The organism is Streptomyces griseorubiginosus (assembly GCF_017614965.1).
In the GTDB taxonomy this organism is placed as follows: domain Bacteria; phylum Actinomycetota; class Actinomycetes; order Streptomycetales; family Streptomycetaceae; genus Streptomyces; species Streptomyces griseorubiginosus_B.
Window position 1 is genome coordinate 1 of record NZ_WVUG01000143.1, and the last position, 21195, is coordinate 21195.

The window sequence follows — 21195 nt, forward strand, 5'->3', positions numbered from 1 at the left end:
GTCCTGGCGGGGCTGGGGCAGGACCGGCTGGAGCACGAGCATGCGCTCGACGAGGCGCAGGAACATCGCCACGTCGCGTATCAGGTCGTCGGCGTCCCGGCGGCTCGCCGCGCCCTGGATACCGGCCTCGGCCCGGGCGCGGCGCCGGGCCCCGGAGGCGAACAGCGCGCTCCACTCGGTGAGTTCGGGCGCGATCTCGGGGAGCACTTCCCAAGCGCTCCGGATGCGTGCGCGGCGTCGCGCGGTGCTCTCCGGGCGGCCCCGCGCCGCGAGCACCGCCGCGGCCGTGCGCAGGGCGGCGAGGTGGGCGGTGGCGTAGCGCTCGTTCGAAGTCTCCAGCACGGCCGCCTCGTCGAGCCCGGCACGGGCCTGGGCGAGCAGGTCGAGGGCGGCCGGCGGGGCGGCGGCGCGGCGCAGCACCGGATGGACGTCGCTCGCCGGACCGGTCAGTGAGGGGGCAGGGCCGGTGGCGCGGCGCCGACGGGCGGCTGCTGCGTGATAGCTGGCCATGACGAACCTCCTGTCATCTGGGTAACGGCACGGATGCCGTATGTGCCCATCGTGCGGTATGCCACTGACAATCCGTTCTGACCAGGCCTTTTGCTTCGATCGAAAGTTCGGAGTAGTTTTTGCACTGACCAGTCAGTTCAAAACTACTAGGAACCAGGGGATGGGGGGAACGTGGCCGGTACCGGTGTCACGGCCCGCGGCCTCGGACTCAGGGGCCCTCGCGGCCGGGTCTTCGGCGACGTCACGTTCGACGCCGCGCCCGGCTCGCTGATCGCGATCGAGGGACCGTCGGGGTCGGGCCGTACATGTCTGCTGCTGACCCTCACGGGCCGGATGAAACCCACCGAGGGAGCGGCCGAGGTCGGTCAGTGGCGGCTGCCGAAGCAGATGGCGGCCGTACGCCGGGTCAGCGGCCTGGCGAACGTGGCCGGTGTCACCGACCTCGAACCGGCCCTGACCGTCGGCGAGCACCTGCGCGAACGGGCGCTGCTGCAGCGGCGTTTCGGCGACTCGCTGCGCGGTCTGCTGCGGCCCCGACGCGAGCGGACGGCCGAGGCGAAGCTGCGGATCGACGACGCCCTGGCCGCCGCCGGGCTGGACCGCGAATCGCTGCCCAAGGGCTCCCGGACCGCCGTACGCGATCTGGAACGGCTCCAGGAGCTGCGGCTGTCCCTGGCGCTCGCCCTGCTCGGCGGTCCCCGGCTGCTCGGCGTCGACGACACCGACCTCAAGCTCTCGGACGCGGAGCGGGCCGAGGTCTGGGCGCAGTTGCGGTCGATCGCCGAGGCCGGGACCACCGTCGTGGCGGTGTCCAGCCAGGCCCCGCAGGACGCCTTCGTCGTGAGCACCCAGGGAAACACCCAGGGAAAGGAGAAGGCCGATGCGCTCGCCTAGGCTCGCCGCCCTCGAACTGAGGCGCTTCCGCCGCGGCCGGCTGCCGAGGGCCGCACTGGTGGCGCTCCTGGTGCTGCCGCTGCTGTACGGCGCCCTGTACCTGTGGTCGTTCTGGGACCCCTACGGCCGCCTGGACCGCATCCCCGTGGCGCTCGTCAACGACGACAAGGGGGCGACCGCCGGCGGGAAGAAGGTCACCGCGGGCGACGACATCGTCGACGGGCTGCGGGACAGCGACACCTTCGACTGGCACGAGGTGAGCGACGCGCAGGCCCGCAGGGGTCTGGAGAACGGCACCTACTACCTGTCACTGACCATGCCCGCCGACTTCAGCGAGCGGATCGCCTCCAGTTCGGGCGACTCCCCGGAGACCGGCGCGCTGCAGGTGCGCACGAACGACGCGAACAACTACATCGTCGGGCAGATCTCCCGCACGGTCTTCAACGAGGTCCGCTCGGCCGCGTCCACCAAGGCGACGCGCACCTTCCTGGACCGGATCTTCGTCTCGTTCTCCGGCATCCACGACAAGACCGTGACGGCCGCGAAGGGGGCCGACACGCTCCACGGCGGTATCGGAAAGGTGGAGAAGGGCTCCCAGGACCTCGCCGACGGCCTGAAGGAGGCCAAGAGCGGCAGCGGCAAGCTCGCCAAGGGCCTGAAGAAGCTCGACGCCGGAGCGGGCGCCCTCCAGGACGGCTCTCAGCAGGTCGCCGACGGCACCCAGACGCTCGCCGACAGGGTCAACGGCGTCTACGCGAAGGCCGGCCCGTTCCTGAAGGACAACGAGAAGACCATCGGCGACACGGCCCGGCTGGTCGCCGACTCGGCGGGGACGGTCAAGGACAACCTGGACGTCCTCGTGAAGCTCGCGCCGGGCGCGGCGAAGACGGCACACGCCTCCGCCGCCGCCCTGGACGACGTCTACAGGACCCGCTGCCAGAACGCCCCCCTGCCCGACCCGGCCTGTCCCGACCTGAAGAAGGCCCGGCAGGCGGCCGACGACGTGGCGGCGGTCGCCGACGACCTCAACACCCTCGTCACCGACCAGGACGGCGACCTGAAGACGATGAGGGCCAACCTCGGCACCCTCCAGAAGCAGGCCCGCGCCCTCTCCGAGCGCGCCCCGCACCTCTATGAGGACGTCAACACGGCCGTCAAGCAGATCAACAAGCTCAACGCCGGCGCCCACCAGGTCGCCGCGGGTGCGACGAAGCTGCACACCGGCCTCGGCACGGCGAGCACGGGCGCGGACAAGCTGGACGCGGGCCTGGGCACCGCCGAGTCGGGCGCCGAGACGCTGAGCGGTGGCATGTACCGGCTGGCGGACGGCTCCGAGAAGCTCGCCGGCGGACTGCACGACGGCGCGAAGAAGATCCCCGACTACGACAAGAAGGACCGCGACGAGCGCACCGGCGTCATGGCCGACCCCGTCCGCCTGGCCTCCCACGACCTGCACAACGCGCCCAACTACGGCACCGGCTTCGCCCCGTACTTCATCCCGCTGTCCCTGTGGGTGGGTGCGATGGTGGCGTACATGCTGATCCCGCCGCTCAACCGGCGTGCCCTGGGCGTCGGTTCGTCCGCGTGGCGGATCGCCTTCGCCGGCTGGCTGCCGGTCGTCGCGGTCGGGGTGCTGCAGGTGAGCGCGCTGATGGCCGTCCTGCACTGGGCGATCGGCCTGCAGATGCTGCGGGCGGCCGGCACGATCGGCTTCCTGTTCCTCGTGGCGGCCTGTTTCGCGGCGATCGTCCAGTGGCTCAACGCCCGCTTCGGTCCCGCGGGCAGAATCCTCGTCCTCGCGCTGCTGATGCTCCAGCTGACCTCGGCGGGCGGCACGTACCCCGTGGAGACCAGCCCGGGCTTCTTCAACGCCATCCACCCGTTCCTGCCGATGAGCTACGTCGTGGAGGCGCTTCGGCGGCTCATCACGGGCGGCGGCCTCGGGCCGGTGTGGCACGCGTGCGTGGTGCTCGTCGGCTTCACCGCGGGCGCCCTCGCGCTGACCGCGGTGTCGGCCCGCCGCCGCCAGGTGTGGACGGTGGACCGGCTGCACCCGGAGCTGAGCCTGTGATCGCGAAGAAGGCCCTGCACGGGCGCGTACCTGTGACAATCGGGGCCATGGAAAGCAGCAGCACCACGTCGGGGGGCGGCACGCGCCGCGAGGCCACCCGGCAGAAGCTCTACGAGGCCGCCGTCACGCTCATCGCGGAGCAGGGGTTCTCCGCCACGACGGTCGACGAGATCGCCGAGCGGGCCGGGGTCGCGAAGGGCACCGTCTACTACAACTTCGCGAGCAAGTCGGTCCTCTTCGAGGAGCTGCTGCGGCACGGGGTGGGCCTGCTCACCGCCTCCTTGCGGGAGGCGGCGGAGAAGACGGCCAGGGACGGCGGAAGCAAGGTCGACGCCCTGGACGCGATGATCCGGGCCGGTCTCGTCTTCATCGACCGCTACCCGGCCTTCACCCAGCTGTACGTGGCCGAGCTGTGGCGCACGAACCGGGCCTGGCAGTCCACGCTGATGGTGGTGCGGCAGCAGGCCGTCGCCGTGGTGGAGGACGTCCTGCGCGAAGGCGTTCACAACGGCGAGTTCAGCGACGAGATCGATGTGCCGCTGACCGCGTCGGCGCTGGTCGGCATGGTGCTGGTGGCCGCCCTGGACTGGCAGTCCTTCCAGCCGGAGCGCTCCCTGGACGACGTCCACGCGGCACTGTCCCGGCTGCTGCAGGGGCGGGTCAGCGGCCGCTGACCCGCATCGCCCCGAGCGCACACGAAGGCGCCGGTCCGCTGTGGCCGCTTCCCCCGCGGGCCACCTCGAACCGGCGCCTCCTCGTGCTCCCCCGTTTTCTCTTCTCCCCCGTTCCCCCCGTTCCCCCCGTTGGGACCCCCTTGTGGTCGTTCCCCCGGGTTCCCCCGTGTCTCGCTCCCGCCGACCACCGTCGGCGGAAGGAGCGGATCGCGGGCCGCTCCGTTCCGGCGCCCCGTGTCGCCGGTGCCGGAGCCGCGCCCCTTTCCGTGTCACCACCTTCTCGTTCGCGCAGGTCGGGCCCCATCCGCGCGCGTACTCATCTCACTCACTAGGTACGGATACTCAGCCCTGCGCGCTCACCCCCACGACGCCGGGTCACCCGCTGGCTACGATCGCCCCCGTGTCCGTACTCCCTTTGGTCTTCACCAGCGGCTGGGCCAGCGGCATCAACGCCTACGCCGTGGTCCTGCTGCTCGGCGTGTTCGGCGCCACCGGGGTGAGCGACGACGTCCCCTCGGCCCTGCAGCGCCCCGAGGTCCTCGTCGCGGCGGGCCTGCTGTTCCTGTGCGAGGCGGTCGCCGACAAGATCCCGTACGTCGACTCGGTGTGGGACTCCGTGCACACGGTCGTCCGGCCGGTCGCGGGCGCCTGGGTCGGGGCGCTGCTCGCCGGGCACAGCGGTTCCCTCAACGACGTGGTCGCCGGGCTGATCGGCGGTTCGACGGCGCTGGCCAGCCACACCGTCAAGGCGGGGACCAGGATGGCGGTCAACACCTCGCCGGAGCCGTTCAGCAACATCGTCCTCAGCCTGGCCGAGGACCTCGGCGTGGGCGGAATCGTCTCGTTCGCGATGTTCCATCCGGTCGCGGCGGCCGTCATCGCGGGCCTCCTGCTGCTGACCGGCCTCGTGGTGCTGGTCTTCCTGGTCTCCCGGATCCGCCGTTTCCTGCGCCGCAGGGCCGAGCGGCGGGCGGAGCGCCGGCTCGCCGCCCAGCCGGGGGCGCCTCCGGTTCGGTGACTGTCAGTGGCGATCGCTAAAGTCGCGGGCATGGGACGGATTGCGGTGATCGGCGCAGGGATGGGCGCGATGGCGGCCGCCGCCCGGCTGGCCGTGGCGGGCCACCGGGTGACGGTGTACGAGCGTTCGGAGACGTACGGCGGTGCGGTGCGCCGGTTCGAGCGGGACGGGTTCGGTTTCGACACCGGGCCCGGGCTGCTGACGCTGCCCGCCGTGTACCGCGACCTGTTCCTCAAGACGGGCAAGGAGCCGCTGGAGGACCGCGTCGAGCTGGTCCAGGTCGATCCTTCGTCACGGCATGTGTTCGCGGACGGCACGGAGGTGTCCCTGCCGAACGCCTCGCGCGCGGGCGTGGTCGCGGCTCTGGACGAGGCGTTGGGCGCCGGGACCGGACAGCGCTGGGGCGACTTCCTGGTACGGGCCCGGGAGGCCTGGGACCGCACGCGCAGACCCCTGCTGGAGGAGCCCCTGTGGCCGAACTGGCAGGTGCTGGCGGAGCGCGAGCCGTATCCGGCGCTGGTGCACAAGAAGCTGCTGCGGACCCGGCGGGCGTCCACCCTGGCGGAGATCGGGGCGTGGGAGCTGCGGGACGAGCGGCTGGCGGCCCTGCTGGACGCTCACGCCCTCGCGTACGGGCTCGACCCGCGGACGGCTCCGGCGAGCGCGGCGGTGCTGCCGTACATGGAGCACGCGTTCGGTACCTGGTATGTGCGCGGTGGCGTACGGGAGTTGGCACGGGCGGTGTACGAGCGGTGCGTGCAGCGCCGGGTGGAGTTCGCCTTCGACGCCGAGATCGTCCGGATCGTGGAGAAGGACGGCCGGGTGGCGGGAGTGGAGCTGGCCGACGGGACGGTGGAGGACGCTGACTTCACCGTCGCGGGCGTGCACCCGGAAACCCTGCGTGGGCTGACGGGGCATCCGCTGGACGCGGAGGGCGACGTGCGTCCCGAGGGCGCTCCCGCGCGGGTCGGACACCACACCGTCCTGCTGGCGCTGCGCGGTGCGCGGGACGGCCGTGCGGCGCACCGCACGGTGGTGCACGCACCCGACCGCGGCGCCGAGTTGGACGCCCTGGGCTCCGCCTCCCCTGAGGGGGTGACCCCCACGGTGACCGTGCTGCGACCCGACGACCCCGCCCTGCGCCCGGACGGGGAGCACGAGTCGGTGGTTGTCTCCGCGGTGCTTCCCGCCCAACCGCACCCCGCGTGGGCCGACCTGCTGGTCGAAGCGGCGGCGACCGTCATACCCGGGCTGCGCGAACGCGTTCTGTGGCGCGAGGTGGGGACACCGGACGACCGGGCGGCCGGCACCGGCGGGGGCATCGCCGCTCCGTCGCTCGCCGCCGGTCAGGGCCGGTTCCTGCACCCGGCGAACACCACGCGGCTGCCCGGTCTGTACCGCGTCGGCGGCTGGTCGCACCCCGGTGGTGGGCTTGCCCATGCCGGGATGTCGGGTGCGCTCGTGGCCGGGCTGATCGTGGAGGGGCCGGAGTTCCGGGGGTCTCAGTGAGCGGTCCGCTCCAGGGCTGATGAGGGCTCAGTAACGGTACTGCTGCTCGTCATAGCCGTTACCGTGGCCCTGGTTCTGGCCCTGGCCGTCGCCCTGGTAGGGGTACTGCTGCTCCTGCGGGAGCTCGCCGCCGTACGTCTCGTCCGTGCGCTGCTGCGGTACCCACACCCCGCCGGAGGGGGTCTCGGTGCCGTACGCGCCGGTGCCGTACTGGTCCTGCGTGTACCCCTGCTGGCCGTACTGGCCGTACGAGGCGTCGTAGCCGCCGCCGTAGGTTTGGGTGCCGATGTACGGGTCGGAGTAGGCCGCGTACTGCTGCTGGCCACCCGCGTCGTAGCCGTACTGCTGCTGGGCGTAGCCGGAGTAGTCGTAGCCGTAGGTCTGGTCGGCGCCCTGGGCGGCCGTCGCGTACTGCTCCTGGGACTGGGCGGCGTTCGCGTAGGACGGGTCGCCCGCGGGGTAGCCGGAGGAGTCGCCGCCGTATATGCCGTAGGAGCCGGTGTCCTCCTCCAGGGGCTGCGGCTCGTACACCATGGTGGACTCGGCGGCCGTGGGCTGGGAGGAACGCGCGGGGGTGAAGACGTCGTCGCGGTCGTAGTCGTCGTCCCCGCCGAAGGCCGCGCCGTCCTGGGCGTAGGGGCGCTCCTCGCCGTACCCGGCGTCCGCGGAGGCCGACTCGAGGTCGGAGACCTCCAGGGCCGGGTCCTCGCGGTCCGCCTTGCCGCGGCGGCGCTTGCTGGTGACGCCGAGCGGATCGCCCTCGCCCTCGGGGCGCTTGACCGCCCAGCCGGCCGAGAAGCCGCGGCGGAAGGACAGGGTGACGTACGTCTGGCCGACCGCGAACGCGGCCGCGCCCAGGCCGATGACGACCACCGAGCCCATCAGCACTCCGGCGACCACGCCGAGGAAGCCGACGAACGCGAGCAGCCGCCAGCGCAGGCGCGCCTTGTACTGCAGCAGCACCTCGCCCAGCAGCCACAGCGCGACGATGCCGAACGCGATGTAGAGGACCGTCCAGCCCATGTACGCCCCTCTCCCAGTGACCGCTACGCAGTGTGTCGTATACCCGTGCGGCCGGTCTAGGCCCGCGGGGGGTGGTGCAGGCCCAGGTTCTCGTAGATTTCCAGCGATGCCGTGGAGTTGTTGAGCGTGATGAAGTGCAGTCCGGGCACTCCCTCGGCGAGCAGCCGCGCGCAGAACTCCGTGGCGAATTCGATCCCAATGGAGCGTACAGCGGCCGGATCGTCTTTTGCTGTGAGGATCCGCTCTTTCAGGACGGACGGGATGTGAGCGTTGCTGAGCTGTGGCAACCGCTCCAGCATCTTCACACTCGTCACCGGCATCACCTCGGGGATGACCGGAGTCGCGCAGCCCGCCGTCGCGACCCGGTCGCGCAGCCGCAGATACGACTCGGGCTGGAAGAACATCTGTGTGATGGCGTAGTCGGCACCGGCCCGGCACTTGTCGACGAAGCGGGTCACGTCGGCGTCCCAGTCGGCGGAGCGCGGGTGCATCTCCGGGAAGGCCGCCACGCCGACGCAGAAGTCGCCCGACTCCTTGATGAGCCGGACGAGTTCGGCGGCGTAGGTCAGGCCGTGCGGGTGCGGCACCCACTCGCCCATGGGGTCGCCGGGCGGGTCGCCGCGCACGGCGAGGATGTTGCGGATCCCGGCGTCGGCGTACTGCCCGATGATGTTGCGCAGTTCGGCGATGGAGTGGTTCACCGCGGTGAGGTGGGCGACCGGGGTGAGGGTGGTGTCCGCGACGATCTGCTGGGTCTCCTTGACGGTGCCCGCGCGGGTGGAGCCGCCGGCGCCGTACGTCACCGAGACGAAGTCCGGGGCGACCGCCTCGACCCTCCGCAGCGCACTCCACAGGTTGCGCTCGCCCTTGGGCGTCTTGGGTGCCGAGAACTCGAAGGAGTACGTCGTCCTGCCCGTGGCGAGCATGTCACGCACAGTGCGTGCGCGGTCCGTCCTGGTGGATGCGGTTCCGAGGGCCATACCCGCAGGTTAACCAGGGGGGCGCGGTCCCCCAACCGAGTCCCGGGAATTTGCCCGAATTGCCACCCTGCTGTCCACCCCTTGGACATCCGGCGGACACCGCCCCCCTTACCGCTGCCGAAGCCGCTTGGCGAACTCCGCCGCCGCGGCGCCCGGATCGTCCGCCTCGGTGATCGCGCGGACCACCACGACTCTGCGGGCACCGGCCTCCAGCACCTCGTCGAGGTTGCCGAGGTCGATCCCGCCGATGGCGAACCAGGGGCGGTCGGTGCCGAGGGCGGCGGTGTGCCGGACCAGACCGAGGCCGGGGGCGTGACGGCCGGGTTTGGTGGGGGTGGGCCAGCAGGGGCCGGTGCAGAAGTAGTCCACGCCGTCCTGGACGGCGGCCGCCTCGGCCTCCGCCTGCGCATGGGTGGAGCGGCCGATGAGGACGTCGTCGCCGAGGATCGCGCGGGCGGCGGGCACCGGGAGGTCGCCCTGGCCTAGGTGGAGGACGTCCGCCGCGGCGGCGTGGGCGACGTCCGCGCGGTCGTTGACCGCCAGCAGCCTGCCGTGCCGGGCGCAGGCCTCGGCGAAGACCGCCAGGTGCTCCAGCTCCTCTGCCGCCTCCATGCCCTTGTCGCGCAGCTGGACGATGTCGACCCCGCCGGCCAGCACGGCGTCCAGGAACTCGGGGAGGTCGCCCTGGCGCCTGCGGGCGTCCGTGCACAGGTAGACACGGGCGTCGGCGAGCCGGGCGCGGGCGGTGGTGGCGGCGATGGACATGCGAGGGTCCCCCGTGTCGTTCCTGGTCTGCGTGTCGTTCCTGGTCGGCGGCGTACGGGCCGGGCGGGCGCCGCGGCATGGCTGCCGCGGGCCGCGCGGGGCCACGGCCGTGGCCCGGGCGGGCCCGGCCCGTACGCCGGACGGTGTTCGGATGATCAGCGTGTTCGGATCAGACGGCGAGCGCCTGGGCCCGGCGCTTCACCTCCGTGCCGCGATTCTCGCTCAGGGCCTGAGCGGGGGTGCCGGGCAGGCTCTCGTCGGGGGTGAAGAGCCACTCGAGCATCTCCTCGTCGGAGAAGCCGTCGTCCCGCAGGAGCGTCAGGGTCCCGGACAGGCCCTTGACGACCTTCCGCTCGGCCCCGTCGATGAAGGCGGCGGGGACGTGCAGCGCGCGGTTCTCACCTCGGCGTACGGCGATGAGCTGGCCCTCCTTGACCAGCTGCCGGACACGCGTCACCTCGACGCCGAGCATCTCGGCGATGTCGGGCAGGGTGAGCCAGGCGGGGACGAGAGCATCGATCTTTGCGTCAATCTCGGTCACGGGATTAAGCGTGCCATCCAGGACTGACAGTCGGAAGTCGGGGCCGTCCGGCCAGGACCGACAGGCTAGGCCGTGGCCGCCTTGAGCGGGCGCGTCGGGTCGGCGAGGAGCTGGGGGTCCATCGGCGTGGCCGCCTCGATCAGGCGGCGGCCCTGGGCCAGGTCGCGGGGCCTGCCCACGGCCAGCAGGGCGATCAGACGGCTCTCGCGCAGCCAGCAGACGGACCAGGACGGGCCCGAGGGGTCGCCGCGCCACAGGGTGGCGTCCGCGGAGGTGTGGTGGCCGGCGTACTGGACGAAGCGGCCGAACTGCTCCGACCAGAAGTACGGCACCGGGTCGTAGACGACGGGCGGCGCCCCGGTGGCCGCGGCGATGATGTTCGCGGCGACCGTGCGCGGGCCCTGGAGGGCGTTGTCCCAGTGGTGGACGAGCAGGCGCTCGCCGTACCGGCCCGAGGGGAAGGAGGCGCAGTCGCCGACGGCGTGCACATCAGGTGCGGAGGTGCGCAGGTACGCGTCGGCCACGACCTCGCGGTGGGCGCCGAGTTCGATGCCCGAGCCGGTGAGCCAGCCGGTGGCGGGGCGGGCGCCGATGCCGACCACCACCGCGCCCGCGGGCAGCCGCGAGCCGTCGTCGAGGACGACCTCGCCGGGTTCGACGCGCTCCACGCGCGCGTGGGTGCGCAGCACGGCGCCGGCGTCCTCGTACCAGGCGGCCATCGGCGCGGCCACCTCGGCGGGCAGCGCGCCCGCCAGCGGCCGGTCGGCTGCTTCCACGACGGTCACCGAGCAGCCGGCCTCGCGCGCGGCCGTGGCGAACTCGGCGCCGATCCAGCCCGCGCCGACGACGACGATGTCGTGCTGCCGGGCGAGCACCGGCCGCAGCCGCTCCGCGTCGTCCAGGGTGCGCAGCAGGTGCACGCCGGGCACGCCCTCCGCGCCCGGCAGCCGGACGGGCTCGGCGCCGGTGGCGAGGACCAGGACGTCGTACGGGACGGGCCCGGCCTCGGTGTCCAGTTCGTGGTCGTCCGGGCGCACGCCGAGTGCCTCGCGTCCCAGCAGGAGTTCGATGCCGAGCGCCTCGAAGTCGACGTCGAAGGCGGAGCCCTCCGACTTGCCGAGCAGGACGGCCTTGGACAGCGGCGGACGGTCGTAGGGCTGGTGGGGCTCGGCACCGATCAGGGTGACGGTGCCCCCGAAGCCCTGTTCGCGCAGGGCGACGGCGGTCTGCACACCGGCCATGCCCGCGCCGACCACGACCACCCTTCGCTGCGACTGCGTCGTCTGCTCGCTCACCTGATCACCATAGACACTGACTATCCGTCAGTCAGCGGTCGTGCTGAGTGACCTGCTCCACAACACTGGTCCCGCGGCCCGGCTGCGACTCCCACTCCCAGGTCTCCTCCAGCCGCAGCCGGCCGTCCGGCAGTCCGACGACCGTGGACACGCAGTGTCCCGAGGACGTCGTCCCGTCGTTCTTGAGCTGCACGTACCGGAAGTCGAGCCGGTCCCCCGACCGGGTACCCACCAGATACCCGCGTACGACGTCGCCGCCCGCGTACTCGGCCCAGATCTCCCCGTCGCGCTCGTGGTAGGTGAAGCGGGTGGCGGTGCCCACCTGACCTGGGGCCTGGTCGGCGACGGGGGCGAGGACGAGGCCGTCCAGCGAGCGGGGCACGGCGGGAGGCTCCCTTACAGAGGCGTCGGGGATCGGGCTAGGGTGGCCACCGTACAAGCACTCGCGGGAGCCCGGACGCACCGGGCTGAGAGGGAGGCTGGCGGCCTCCGACCGTACGAACCTGATCCGGGTCATGCCGGCGAAGGGAGGGGCTGGACGCCCATGCCGTCACGTACGTCAGACGTCCTCGTCGTCGGGGGCGGGATCATCGGACTGGTCACGGCCTGGCGGGCCGCGCAGCGCGGGTTCGCGACCGCCGTGGTGGACCCGGAGCCGGGCGGCGGTGCGGCCCGGGTGGCCGCCGGGATGCTGGCCGCCGTCACCGAACTGCACTACGGCGAACAGACCCTGCTCGGCCTCAACCTGGAGTCGGCGCGCCGTTATCCGGACTTCGCGGCCGAGCTCGGCGAGCTCACCGGGGACGACCTCGGTTACCGCCGGTGCGGCACCCTCGCCGTCGCCCTGGACGCCGACGACCGCGCCCACTTGCGCGAACTGCACGCCCTGCAGCGGCAGTCGGGGCTGGAGTCCGAGTGGTTGTCCGGGCGCGAGTGCCGGCGCCTGGAGCCGATGCTCGCGCCGGGCGTGCGCGGGGGGCTCCGGGTCGACGGCGACCATCAGATCGACCCCCGGCGTCTGGCACGCGCGCTGGTGGCCGCGTGCGAGCACGCGGGCGTGGTCTTCCACCGCACCTGGGCCGAGCACTTCAGGGTCGTGGGCGAGCGGGCCGCCGGCGTCACCACGGCCGACGGCACCGAGCTGGGCGCGGGCCAGGTCGTGCTGGCCGCCGGCAGCCTCAGCGGACGGCTTCCGGGCGTCCCGGACGACGTCCTGCCGCCCGTACGGCCGGTGAAGGGACAGGTGCTGCGGCTGACCGTGCCGACGCGGTACGCGCCGTTCCTGAGCCGCACCGTGCGCGCCGTGGTGCGCGGCAGCAGCGTCTACCTGGTGCCGCGCGAGAACGGCGAGCTGGTCGTCGGCGCGACCAGCGAGGAGCTGGGCTGGGACACCACGGTCACCGCGGGCGGCGTGTACGAACTGCTGCGCGACGCGCACGAGCTGGTCCCCGGCATCACCGAACTGCCGCTGACGGAGACCCGCGCGGGCCTGCGCCCGGGCTCCCCCGACAACGCGCCGCTGCTCGGACCGACGCAGCTGCCGGGGCTGCTCCTGGCGACCGGCCACTACCGCAACGGCGTGCTGCTCACGCCGGTCACCGGCGACGTCATGGCGCACGTCCTGACCACCGGTGAACTCCCCGACGAGGCCCGTCCGTTCACCCCGAGGCGCTTCGCGCGCGTGGAGCAGCCGGTATGAACGTCTCCGTCAACGGGGAGCCGCGCGAGTTCGCCCCCGGCACGGCTCTCGACACCGTCGTGAAGACCCTCACCCCGGCGCCCTCCGGCGTGGCCGCCGCCCTCAACGAAACCGTCGTCCCGCGCGCGCAGTGGCCGTCGACGTCCCTCTCCGAGGGGGACCGCGTCGAGGTCCTCACCGCCGTCCAAGGAGGCTGACCCATGGCCGACGACCCTCTTGTCATCGGCGGCACGTCCTTCTCGTCCCGCCTGATCATGGGCACCGGCGGCGCCCCCAGCCTGGAGGTGCTCGAGCGGGCGCTGGTGGCGTCCGGCACGGAGCTGACGACGGTCGCGATGCGCCGGGTGGACCCCTCGGTGCACGGTTCCGTGCTGTCCGTCCTGGAGCGGCTCGGCATCCGCGTGCTGCCGAACACGGCGGGCTGCTTCACCGCCGGAGAGGCCGTGCTGACCGCCCGCCTGGCGCGCGAGGCACTCGGCACCGACCTGGTCAAACTCGAGGTGATCGCCGACGAGCGCACCCTGCTGCCGGACCCGATCGAGCTGCTGGACGCCGCCGAGACCCTTGTCGACGACGGCTTCACCGTGCTGCCGTACACCAATGACGACCCGGTGCTCGCCCGCCGCCTGGAGGACGTCGGCTGCGCCGCGATCATGCCGCTCGGCTCGCCCATCGGCTCCGGGCTCGGCATCCGCAATCCGCACAACTTCCAGCTGATCGTCGAGCACGCGCGTGTGCCGGTGATCCTGGACGCGGGCGCCGGTACGGCCTCGGACGCGGCGCTCGCGATGGAGCTGGGGTGCGCGGGCGTGATGCTCGCCTCGGCGGTGACGCGGGCGCAGGAACCGCAGCTGATGGCCGAGGCGATGAAGCACGCCGTGGAGGCGGGCCGGCTGGCGCGGCTCGCGGGGCGGATTCCGCGCCGGCACTTCGCCGAGGCGTCCTCCCCGGCGGAGGGCCTCGCCCGGCTGGATCCCGAGCGCCCCGCCTTCTGAACGGAAGTTCGAACGGATCCGGACGCCGGTGCGAGGTCCGTCACAGCTCGGCTGCAGTAACGCCCCGATCGCATCCGAACCAGCGGCCCTGTCCGTCACGGCTCGTACACTCACCTGCGTGGATACGACCCTTCAGGACCCTCTGGTCGGGCAGGTGCTCGACGGGCGCTACCGCGTGGACGCGCGGATCGCGGTCGGCGGGATGGCCACGGTCTACCGGGCCCTGGACACCCGCCTGGACCGCGTGCTCGCGCTGAAGGTGATGCACCCCGCGCTCGCGGCCGACGGCTCCTTCGTCGAGCGGTTCATCCGGGAGGCGAAGTCGGTCGCCCGTCTGGCCCACCCGAACGTGGTGCAGGTCTTCGACCAGGGCACCGACGGGTCGTACGTCTATCTCGCCATGGAGTACGTCGCCGGGTGCACCCTGCGTGACGTGCTGCGCGAGCGCGGGGCGCTGCAGCCGCGCGCCGCCCTGGACATCCTGGAGCCGGTGCTGGCCGCGCTCGGCGCCGCGCACCGGGCCGGGTTCGTGCACCGGGACATGAAGCCGGAGAACGTGCTCATCGGGGACGACGGCCGGGTCAAGGTCGCCGACTTCGGGCTGGTGCGGTCCGTGAACACGGTCACCAGCACCACCGGCGCCGTCCTCGGCACCGTCTCCTACCTGGCGCCGGAGCAGATCGAGCACGGCACAGCCGACCCGCGCGTCGACGTGTACGCCTGCGGTGTCGTGCTGTACGAGATGCTGACCGGCGACCGCCCGCACGACGGGGACTCCCCCGCCACGGTCCTCTACAAGCACCTCCACGAGGACGTCCCGCCCCCGTCGGCGGCCGTCCCGGGGCTGCCGTACGAGCTGGACGAGCTGGTCGCGGCGGCCACCGCGCGCACGGCCGACCTGCGTCCGTACGACGCGGTGGCGCTGCTCGCGCTGGCCCGTGAGGCGCGTGCCGGGCTCGGCGCCGACCAGCTGGACGCGATGCCGCCGCGGGCGCTGGCGGCGGAGCACCGGGACATCTCCGAGGACCGTACGAGCGTCATCCCGCGCGCGCTGACGACGCCACACCCGATGCCTGTCGGCGGCGGCACAGGGCCCGAGCTGCACCGCACCAGCCGGCTGGAGAGCCCTCCGCCGCTGCCGCCCCGCCGGGGCGCGCGGAGCCGGCGCGGGCCGCTGGCCGTCGTCGTGGCCGTCCTGCTGCTCCTCGGGGTCGGCACGGGCGTGTGGTACATCAACTCCGGCCAGTTCACGAAGGTCCCGCCGGTGCTGGCCAAGACCCGGGCGCAGGCGGAGCGGCAGCTGAGCGACGCCGGGCTGGACCTGGGGAAGGTCAGGCACGCCTACAGCGACACGGTGAAGCGGGGCACGGTCATCAGCTCGGACCCGGAGCCCGGCACCCGCATCCGTGACAACGGGGTCGTGGCCATCACCGTCTCGGACGGCCCGGAGACCGTGAAGGTGCCCGATCTCACGGGCTACCGGCTGGACAAGGCGCAGTCGCTGCTGAAGCGGGACGGGCTGGAGCCGGGCATGGTCAACCGGACGTTCAGCGACGACGTCCCCAAGGGCTTCGTGGTCTCCACGGATCCGGGCGCGGGCACGAAGCGGCACGCGGGCGCGGCGATCGCGCTGACTGTCAGCAAGGGCAGCCCGGTCGACGTCCCGGACGTCACCGGCGAGAGCCTGGAGGAGGCCCGGTCCGATCTAGAGGGGGCGGGCCTGAAGGTCCGGGTCGCCGACCAGCAGGTCAACTCGGAGTTCGACAAGGGCCAGGTGGCCGCGCAGACACCGCAGGGCGACAGCCAGGCCGCCGACGGCGACACGGTGACGCTGACGCTGTCCAAGGGCCCGGAGATGGTCGAGGTCCCGGACGTCACGGGTGACAGCGTGGACGACGCGAAGAAGGCGCTGGAGGACAAGGGCTTCAAGGTCGAGGAGGACCGCGGCCTGCTCGGTCTGTTCGGCGACACGGTCAAGGACCAGTCGGTGGAGGGCGGCCGGACGGCGCCGAAGGGCTCGACGATCACCATCAAGATCCGGTGACGGGGCACGGGCACGCGCATGACACCCTGAACGGGTGAAGAGCCAGTCCCCCTTCCCCTCCCGCAACCCCGTCGGCGGCCATGTCCCGGTGGCCGGCGGACTCCACTCCGTCGGCCTGTCCTACGCCCACGACCTGAAGGCCGAGACCGTGCAGGTCTTCGTCGCCAACCCGCGCGGCTGGGCCACGCCCGCCGGCAACCCTCGGCAGGACGAGGAGTTCAGGGCGGTGTGCGCGGCCGAGTCGATCCCGGTGTACGTGCACGCGCCGTACCTGATCAACTTCGGTTCGCACACCGAGGCGACGGTGGAGAAGTCGGTGGAGTCGCTGCGGCACTCCCTGCGGCGGGGGCGGGAGATCGGGGCGCTCGGCGTGGTCGTGCACACCGGCAGCGCCACCGGCGGGCGGGAGCGTGCCGTGGCCCTGAAGCAGGTGCGTGAGCACATGCTGCCGCTGCTGGACGAGCTGACGCACGACGACGACCCCTTCCTGCTGCTGGAGTCGACGGCCGGGCAGGGCGCCTCCCTCTGCTCCCGCACCTGGGACTTCGGGCCGTACTTCGACGTGCTGGACGCCCACCCGAGGCTCGGGGTCTGCCTGGACACCTGTCACATCTTCGCGGCCGGGCACGACCTGACCGGGCCGAGCGGCATGCACCAGACGCTCGACCTGCTGGTGGACACGGTCGGCGAGGGCCGTCTGAAGCTGATCCACGCCAACGACTCCAAGGACGTCGTCGGCGCGCACAAGGACCGCCACGAGAACATCGGCGCCGGTCACATCGGCGAGGACCCCTTCCGCGCCCTGATGACCCACCCCGCGACCGAGGGCGTCCCGCTGGTCATCGAGACCCCCGGCGGCAAAGAGGGACACGCGGCGGACGTGGAGCGGCTGAAGAAACTCCGCGACGGCTGACACCGGGGTCCGGCGTCAGTCCTCGGTCTCGAACAGGACGTGGGACGTGTCGACGAGGTGGATCACCAGGACGATCAGCAGACCGTCACTGATCACGTACTCCACCGCCATGGTGCGGGTCAGCGCGAGCGACCGGGTGTTCTCGTCACCGGAGATGGCCGCGGAGATCTTGCTGCGAGGATCCGTGGCCAGTATGGCGAGTCCGCGCTGAAGCACCTCAAGGCGGTCGTCCGGAAGACTGTCGCGGACTCGTGCCGCTGCCTCCGAGAAGATCACGTTGAAGACGGCCAAGGAAGGCTCCTTGCACGCTTGTCGTAATAGCCCAACGAGCTTACCGGTCCGACCGGCGCAACGGAGGGTGATCGTGGCCGGACGCAATGGCAAGGGACACGCGGTGGTGCACCAGTACCACTGAGGGGTATCAGGGTCAGAGCTCGGGGCCCTCCCCGGGCTCCTCCTGGTAGGAGTAGCGCTGTTCCTTCCAGGGGTCGCCGATGTTGTGGTAGCCGCGCTCCTCCCAGAAGCCCCGGCGGTCGGCGGTCATGTACTCCACGCCGCGCACCCACTTGGGGCCCTTCCAGGCATAGAGGTGGGGAACGACGAGGCGCAGCGGGAAGCCGTGCTCGGCGGTGAGGAGTTCGCCGTCCTTGTGGGTGGCGAAGAGGGTGCGGTCCGAGGCGAAGTCCGCGAGTCGGAGGTTGGAGCTGAAGCCGTACTCCGCCCACACCATCACATGGGTGACGGTCGGCGCGGGCGGGGCCAGGTCCAGGACCGTACGGGCCGGGATCCCGCCCCATTCGGCGCCGAGCATGCTGAACTTCGTGACGCAGTGCAGATCGGCGACGACGCTGGTGTACGGCAGCGCCGTGAACTCCTCGTGGGTCCAGCAGCGCTTCTCACCGTCCGCGGTGGCGCCGAAGACCCGGAACTCCCAGCGCTCCGGGCGGAACTTGGGGACGGGCCCGTAATGCGTGACCGGCCAGCCGCGCTGCAGCCGCTGTCCCGGCGGAAGCTCGGGCTGACCTGCTGCTCCTGACTCGCGCGCTCCCGATCCACGCTCCACCGGCTGACCCATGACTCCATCCTGACAGACCGCGAAGGGTGCGCCCGACCGGCCCCGCCCAAAAACGGGCAACTGCGACCAAGCATGCACTTACTCACTAAGTGAAGACTTACTGGACGATCATCGTTGCCGGTGCAATCATGCGGCCCAACCTGCCAGTTCCCCCCGGTTGGAAGGAGCCTCTGCGATGCAGGGCGACCCCGAGGTCATCGAATTCCTCAACGAGCAGCTCACCGGCGAGCTGACCGCGATCAACCAGTACTTCCTGCACGCGAAGATGCAGGAGAACTTCGGCTGGACGAAGCTCGCGAAGTACACCCGCCACGAGTCGTTCGACGAGATGAAGCACGCCGAAGTGCTCACCGACCGGATCCTCTTCCTGGAGGGACTCCCGAACTACCAGCGGCTCTTCCACGTGCGCGTGGGACAGACCGTCAAGGAGATGTTCGAGGCGGACCGGCAGATCGAGGTCGAGGCGATCGACCGCCTGCGGCGCGGCATCAAGGTGATGCGCGACAAGGGCGACATCACGTCCGCGAACATCTTCGAGTCGATCCTCGAGGACGAGGAGCACCACATCGACTATCTCGACACCCAGCTGGAACTGGTGGAGAAGCTCGGCGAGGCCCTTTACATCGCGCAGCTGATCGAGCAGCCGGAGAGCTGAGCCAGGCCACTGGGCCAGGCCGCTGAGCTAGGCCGCTTCGCCGAGGACGTCGAGGTCCGCGACGGCCGTGAGCACCGGCCGGCCCCGGTCCGCCGTCTCCCCCCGCGGACAGGCGCCACGGCCGAGGATCGCCTGGATACGACGGACGCACGAACCGCAGTCCGTGCCGGCCTTGCAGGCGGAGGCTATCTGGCGGGGCGTACAGGCGCCGTCGTCCGCGTGCTGCTTGACCTGCGCCTCGGTCACGCCGAAGCAGCTGCACACGTACACGCGGACTCACCTCCCACCAAGAACGATTAGGTGAACCTAACCTTACCCGCCGTCCGAGTACCCCAAAAGTGGGGTGGGGCGCGGATCGTATGTGATCCGCGCCCCACTTCATGTCCCGGTAACAGTCGCTCCCGTCACTGGTCCCTGTACATCTCGGCGACGAGGAACGCCAGGTCCAGCGACTGGCTGCGGTTCAGCCGGGGGTCGCAGGCCGTCTCGTAGCGCTGGTGCAGGTCGTCGACGAAGATCTCGTCGCCGCCGCCCACGCACTCCGTGACGTCGTCGCCGGTGAGCTCCACGTGGATGCCGCCCGGGTGGGTGCCGAGGCCCTTGTGGACCTCGAAGAAGCCCTTGACCTCGTCCAGCACGTCGTCGAAGCGGCGGGTCTTGTGCCCGGAGGCCGCCTCGAAAGTGTTGCCGTGCATCGGGTCGGTCACCCAGGCCACGGTGGCACCGGAGGCGGTGACCTTCTCGACCAGCTCGGGCAGCTTGTCGCGGACCTTGTCGGCGCCCATGCGGACGATGAAGGTCAGCCGGCCGGGCTCACGGTCGGGGTCGAGACGCTCGATGTACTGCAGCGCGTCCTCGGCCGTCGTCGTCGGGCCGAGCTTGACGCCGATCGGGTTGCGGATCCTCGAGGCGAACTCGATGTGCGCGTGGTCCAGCTGCCGGGTGCGCTCGCCGATCCACACCATGTGCGCGGAGACGTCGTACAGCTGACCGGTGCGGGAGTCGACGCGGGTGAGCGCCGACTCGTAGTCCAGCAGCAGCGCCTCGTGCGAGGAGTAGAACTCGACCGTCTTGAACTCCTCCGGGTCGGTGCCGCAGGCCCGCATGAAGTTCAGCGCGTTGTCGATCTCCCGGGCGAGCTGCTCGTAGCGCTGGCCGGAGGGGGACGACTTCACGAAGTCCTGGTTCCAGGCGTGCACCTGGCGCAGGTCGGCGTAGCCGCCGGTGGTGAAGGCGCGCACCAGGTTCAGCGTCGAGGCCGACGCGTGGTACATCCGCTTCAGCCGCTCCGGGTCCGGGACGCGGGCGGCCTCGGTGAAGTCGAAGCCGTTGACGGAGTCGCCGCGGTAGGTCGGCAGCGTGACGCCGTCTCGGGTCTCGGTGGGCTTGGAGCGGGGCTTGGAGTACTGGCCGGCGATCCGGCCGACCTTCACGACCGGCACCGAGGCGGCGTACGTCAGTACGGCACCCATCTGCAGCAGCGTCTTGAGCTTGTTGCGGATGTGGTCGGCGGACACCGCGTCGAAGGCCTCGGCGCAGTCGCCGCCCTGGAGCAGGAACGCCTCTCCCTTGGCGACGGCCGCCATCCGGGCGCGCAGCTGGTCGCACTCGCCCGCGAAGACGAGCGGAGGATACGACTCGAGGTCCGCAACGACTGCGCGCAGAGCCTCAAGGTCGGGGTACTCGGGCTGCTGCGCCGCGGGCAGATCTCGCCAGGTGTTGCCAGCACTCGCGCTGGACTTAGCGTTCACGGTCACGACCTCAACATTACGGGGTCGTGTCATGGCTCCCGCGCCATGCCCAGCAAATGAGACACGGGGTACGAGGAGCGGACATGGGGTAGGGTGCGTCGCATGTTCGCGCACTCGACCCAGAACTGGTGGTGGACCGCTCATCCGGCGGCCCACTGACTGCGCGTACGCAAGACTTCGCGAAGGCCGCCCGAGGGGCGGCCTTCGGTGTTTCCGGGGTCCGTTCCTCAAGCCATCGACATCCACGGGAGAGGAACCATGGACCTGACCCAGCTCCTGCACGACCCCCGCCCCTTCGCCCTGCTGCGCCGCCGCACGCCGGGCCACGACGAGAACACCGTGGAGCTGTTCCTCGGCCCGGTCGCGTCGTACGACCGCCTCGCCGACCTCCCCGACGAGGGGCTCGCCCTGATCCCCTTCCGCCAGATCCGTGAGCGGGGCTTCGACGTCCGCGACGACGGGACACCGCTCGCGGTGCTGACGCCCGAGGAGACGCACACGCTGCCGCTGCGGGACGCGCTGGCCCAGCTCCCCGCCCATGACGTCCGGGTCGAGCGCGGCGGGTTCGACGTCGACGACGCCGAGTACGGCGAGATCGTCGGGCGGGTGCTGCGGGAGGAGATCGGGCGGGGCGAGGGCGCGAACTTCGTGATCCGGCGGACGTACGAGGGGCAGATCCCGGGATTCTCCCGCGCCGACGCGCTCGCGCTGTTCCGCCGGCTGCTGGAGGGCGAGCGGGGCGCGTACTGGACCTTCGTCGTCCACACCGGAGAAGGAAAAGGG

23 protein-coding genes, 1 pseudogene and 1 riboswitch are annotated in these 21195 nt (G+C 71.6%); of the genes and pseudogenes, 13 read left to right on the plus strand and 11 right to left on the minus strand.

Going from position 1 to position 21195, the window contains the following annotated elements:
- The coding region (locus GRC12_RS24905) for an SAV_6107 family HEPN domain-containing protein (RefSeq protein ID WP_208781583.1) at positions 1-510 on the minus strand (510 nt) is incomplete at its 3' end.
- A gap of 171 nt (positions 511-681) precedes the next feature.
- On the opposite strand from GRC12_RS24905, the gene GRC12_RS24910 reads away from it, so the two are divergent.
- The 5 genes from GRC12_RS24910 to GRC12_RS24930 all read left to right on the plus strand — a co-directional run bounded on the left by GRC12_RS24910 (position 682) and on the right by GRC12_RS24930 (position 6676).
- The gene (locus GRC12_RS24910; RefSeq protein WP_208781584.1) at positions 682-1404 is read left to right on the plus strand and encodes an ATP-binding cassette domain-containing protein; all 723 of its coding nucleotides are present in this window, start codon (positions 682-684) and stop codon (positions 1402-1404) included.
- Positions 1391-3475 (plus strand): YhgE/Pip domain-containing protein, encoded by a 2085-nt coding sequence (locus tag GRC12_RS24915; protein ID WP_208781585.1) that lies wholly within the window; start codon positions 1391-1393, stop codon positions 3473-3475. The genes GRC12_RS24910 and GRC12_RS24915 overlap by 14 nt, the downstream gene beginning before the upstream one ends.
- Before the next feature lie 47 nt (positions 3476-3522).
- Positions 3523-4149 carry a TetR/AcrR family transcriptional regulator gene (locus tag GRC12_RS24920; protein WP_208781586.1) on the plus strand — a complete coding sequence of 209 codons (627 nt, stop codon included), beginning with the start codon at positions 3523-3525 and terminating at the stop codon, positions 4147-4149.
- Between the two features lie 400 nt (positions 4150-4549).
- Entirely contained in the window at positions 4550-5167 is a 618-nt protein-coding gene (locus tag GRC12_RS24925; RefSeq protein ID WP_208781587.1) for a DUF4126 domain-containing protein, read from the plus strand.
- A 30-nt stretch (positions 5168-5197) separates the two neighbouring features.
- On the plus strand, positions 5198-6676 hold the full coding sequence (locus tag GRC12_RS24930; RefSeq protein WP_208781588.1) for a phytoene desaturase family protein: 1479 nt from the start codon (positions 5198-5200) through the stop codon (positions 6674-6676).
- A gap of 27 nt (positions 6677-6703) precedes the next feature.
- Here GRC12_RS24930 and GRC12_RS24935 read toward each other — a convergent pair whose 3' ends face one another.
- The 6 genes from GRC12_RS24935 to GRC12_RS24960 all read right to left on the minus strand — a co-directional run bounded on the left by GRC12_RS24935 (position 6704) and on the right by GRC12_RS24960 (position 11662).
- Positions 6704-7699 (minus strand): SCO2102 family sporulation regulator, encoded by a 996-nt coding sequence (locus tag GRC12_RS24935; protein WP_208781589.1) that lies wholly within the window; start codon positions 7697-7699, stop codon positions 6704-6706.
- Between the two features lie 56 nt (positions 7700-7755).
- On the minus strand, positions 7756-8679 hold the full coding sequence (gene metF, locus GRC12_RS24940; protein WP_208781590.1) for a methylenetetrahydrofolate reductase [NAD(P)H]: 924 nt from the start codon (positions 8677-8679) through the stop codon (positions 7756-7758).
- 108 nt (positions 8680-8787) lie between these two features.
- Positions 8788-9444 carry a thiamine phosphate synthase gene (gene thiE, locus GRC12_RS24945; RefSeq protein ID WP_208781591.1) on the minus strand — a complete coding sequence of 219 codons (657 nt, stop codon included), beginning with the start codon at positions 9442-9444 and terminating at the stop codon, positions 8788-8790.
- A 169-nt stretch (positions 9445-9613) separates the two neighbouring features.
- Entirely contained in the window at positions 9614-9985 is a 372-nt protein-coding gene (locus tag GRC12_RS24950; RefSeq protein WP_208781592.1) for an Rv2175c family DNA-binding protein, read from the minus strand.
- A 65-nt stretch (positions 9986-10050) separates the two neighbouring features.
- On the minus strand, positions 10051-11280 hold the full coding sequence (locus GRC12_RS24955) for an NAD(P)/FAD-dependent oxidoreductase (RefSeq protein WP_208781593.1): 1230 nt from the start codon (positions 11278-11280) through the stop codon (positions 10051-10053).
- A 31-nt stretch (positions 11281-11311) separates the two neighbouring features.
- Positions 11312-11662 carry a hypothetical protein gene (locus tag GRC12_RS24960; protein ID WP_208781594.1) on the minus strand — a complete coding sequence of 117 codons (351 nt, stop codon included), beginning with the start codon at positions 11660-11662 and terminating at the stop codon, positions 11312-11314.
- 53 nt (positions 11663-11715) lie between these two features.
- Positions 11716-11827, plus strand: a riboswitch (TPP riboswitch).
- Here GRC12_RS24960 and thiO point away from each other — a divergent pair.
- The 5 genes from thiO (at position 11825) to GRC12_RS24985 (ending at position 16931) form a co-directional block, all read left to right on the plus strand.
- Positions 11825-12979, plus strand: a complete 1155-nt coding sequence (gene thiO, locus GRC12_RS24965) for a glycine oxidase ThiO (protein ID WP_208781595.1) — start codon at positions 11825-11827, stop codon at positions 12977-12979. (Overlaps the previous riboswitch by 3 nt.)
- On the plus strand, positions 12976-13176 hold the full coding sequence (thiS, locus tag GRC12_RS24970) for a sulfur carrier protein ThiS (protein WP_208781596.1): 201 nt from the start codon (positions 12976-12978) through the stop codon (positions 13174-13176). Before thiO ends, thiS begins: the two co-directional genes overlap by 4 nt.
- Positions 13177-13179: 3 nt before the next feature.
- Positions 13180-13974 (plus strand): thiazole synthase, encoded by a 795-nt coding sequence (locus tag GRC12_RS24975; RefSeq protein WP_208781597.1) that lies wholly within the window; start codon positions 13180-13182, stop codon positions 13972-13974.
- A gap of 118 nt (positions 13975-14092) precedes the next feature.
- On the plus strand, positions 14093-16018 hold the full coding sequence (gene pknB, locus GRC12_RS24980; protein WP_208781598.1) for a Stk1 family PASTA domain-containing Ser/Thr kinase: 1926 nt from the start codon (positions 14093-14095) through the stop codon (positions 16016-16018).
- 34 nt (positions 16019-16052) lie between these two features.
- The gene (locus GRC12_RS24985; RefSeq protein ID WP_208781599.1) at positions 16053-16931 is read left to right on the plus strand and encodes a deoxyribonuclease IV; all 879 of its coding nucleotides are present in this window, start codon (positions 16053-16055) and stop codon (positions 16929-16931) included.
- Positions 16932-16946: 15 nt separating this feature from the next.
- Here GRC12_RS24985 and GRC12_RS24990 read toward each other — a convergent pair whose 3' ends face one another.
- Positions 16947-17222: a hypothetical protein gene (locus GRC12_RS24990; protein ID WP_208781600.1), complete on the minus strand. Its 276-nt coding sequence runs from the start codon at positions 17220-17222 to the stop codon at positions 16947-16949.
- Positions 17223-17358: 136 nt separating this feature from the next.
- On the minus strand, positions 17359-18006 hold the full coding sequence (locus tag GRC12_RS24995) for a sulfite oxidase-like oxidoreductase (RefSeq protein ID WP_133042875.1): 648 nt from the start codon (positions 18004-18006) through the stop codon (positions 17359-17361).
- Positions 18007-18181: 175 nt separating this feature from the next.
- Between GRC12_RS24995 and bfr the strand changes: the two genes are divergently transcribed.
- Positions 18182-18661 (plus strand): bacterioferritin, encoded by a 480-nt coding sequence (bfr, locus tag GRC12_RS25000; RefSeq protein WP_133042876.1) that lies wholly within the window; start codon positions 18182-18184, stop codon positions 18659-18661.
- 27 nt (positions 18662-18688) lie between these two features.
- Here bfr and GRC12_RS25005 read toward each other — a convergent pair whose 3' ends face one another.
- Positions 18689-18931 (minus strand): (2Fe-2S)-binding protein, encoded by a 243-nt coding sequence (locus tag GRC12_RS25005; RefSeq protein WP_208781601.1) that lies wholly within the window; start codon positions 18929-18931, stop codon positions 18689-18691.
- Between the two features lie 134 nt (positions 18932-19065).
- Positions 19066-20418: a class II 3-deoxy-7-phosphoheptulonate synthase gene (locus GRC12_RS25010; protein WP_208781602.1), complete on the minus strand. Its 1353-nt coding sequence runs from the start codon at positions 20416-20418 to the stop codon at positions 19066-19068.
- A 96-nt stretch (positions 20419-20514) separates the two neighbouring features.
- Between GRC12_RS25010 and GRC12_RS46980 the strand changes: the two genes are divergently transcribed.
- Both GRC12_RS46980 and GRC12_RS25020 read left to right on the plus strand, forming a co-directional pair.
- Positions 20515-20571 carry a trp operon leader peptide gene (locus tag GRC12_RS46980; protein ID WP_071528813.1) on the plus strand — a complete coding sequence of 19 codons (57 nt, stop codon included), beginning with the start codon at positions 20515-20517 and terminating at the stop codon, positions 20569-20571.
- Between the two features lie 99 nt (positions 20572-20670).
- Positions 20671-21195, plus strand: a pseudogene (locus GRC12_RS25020) (phenazine-specific anthranilate synthase component I); the annotation flags it as partial.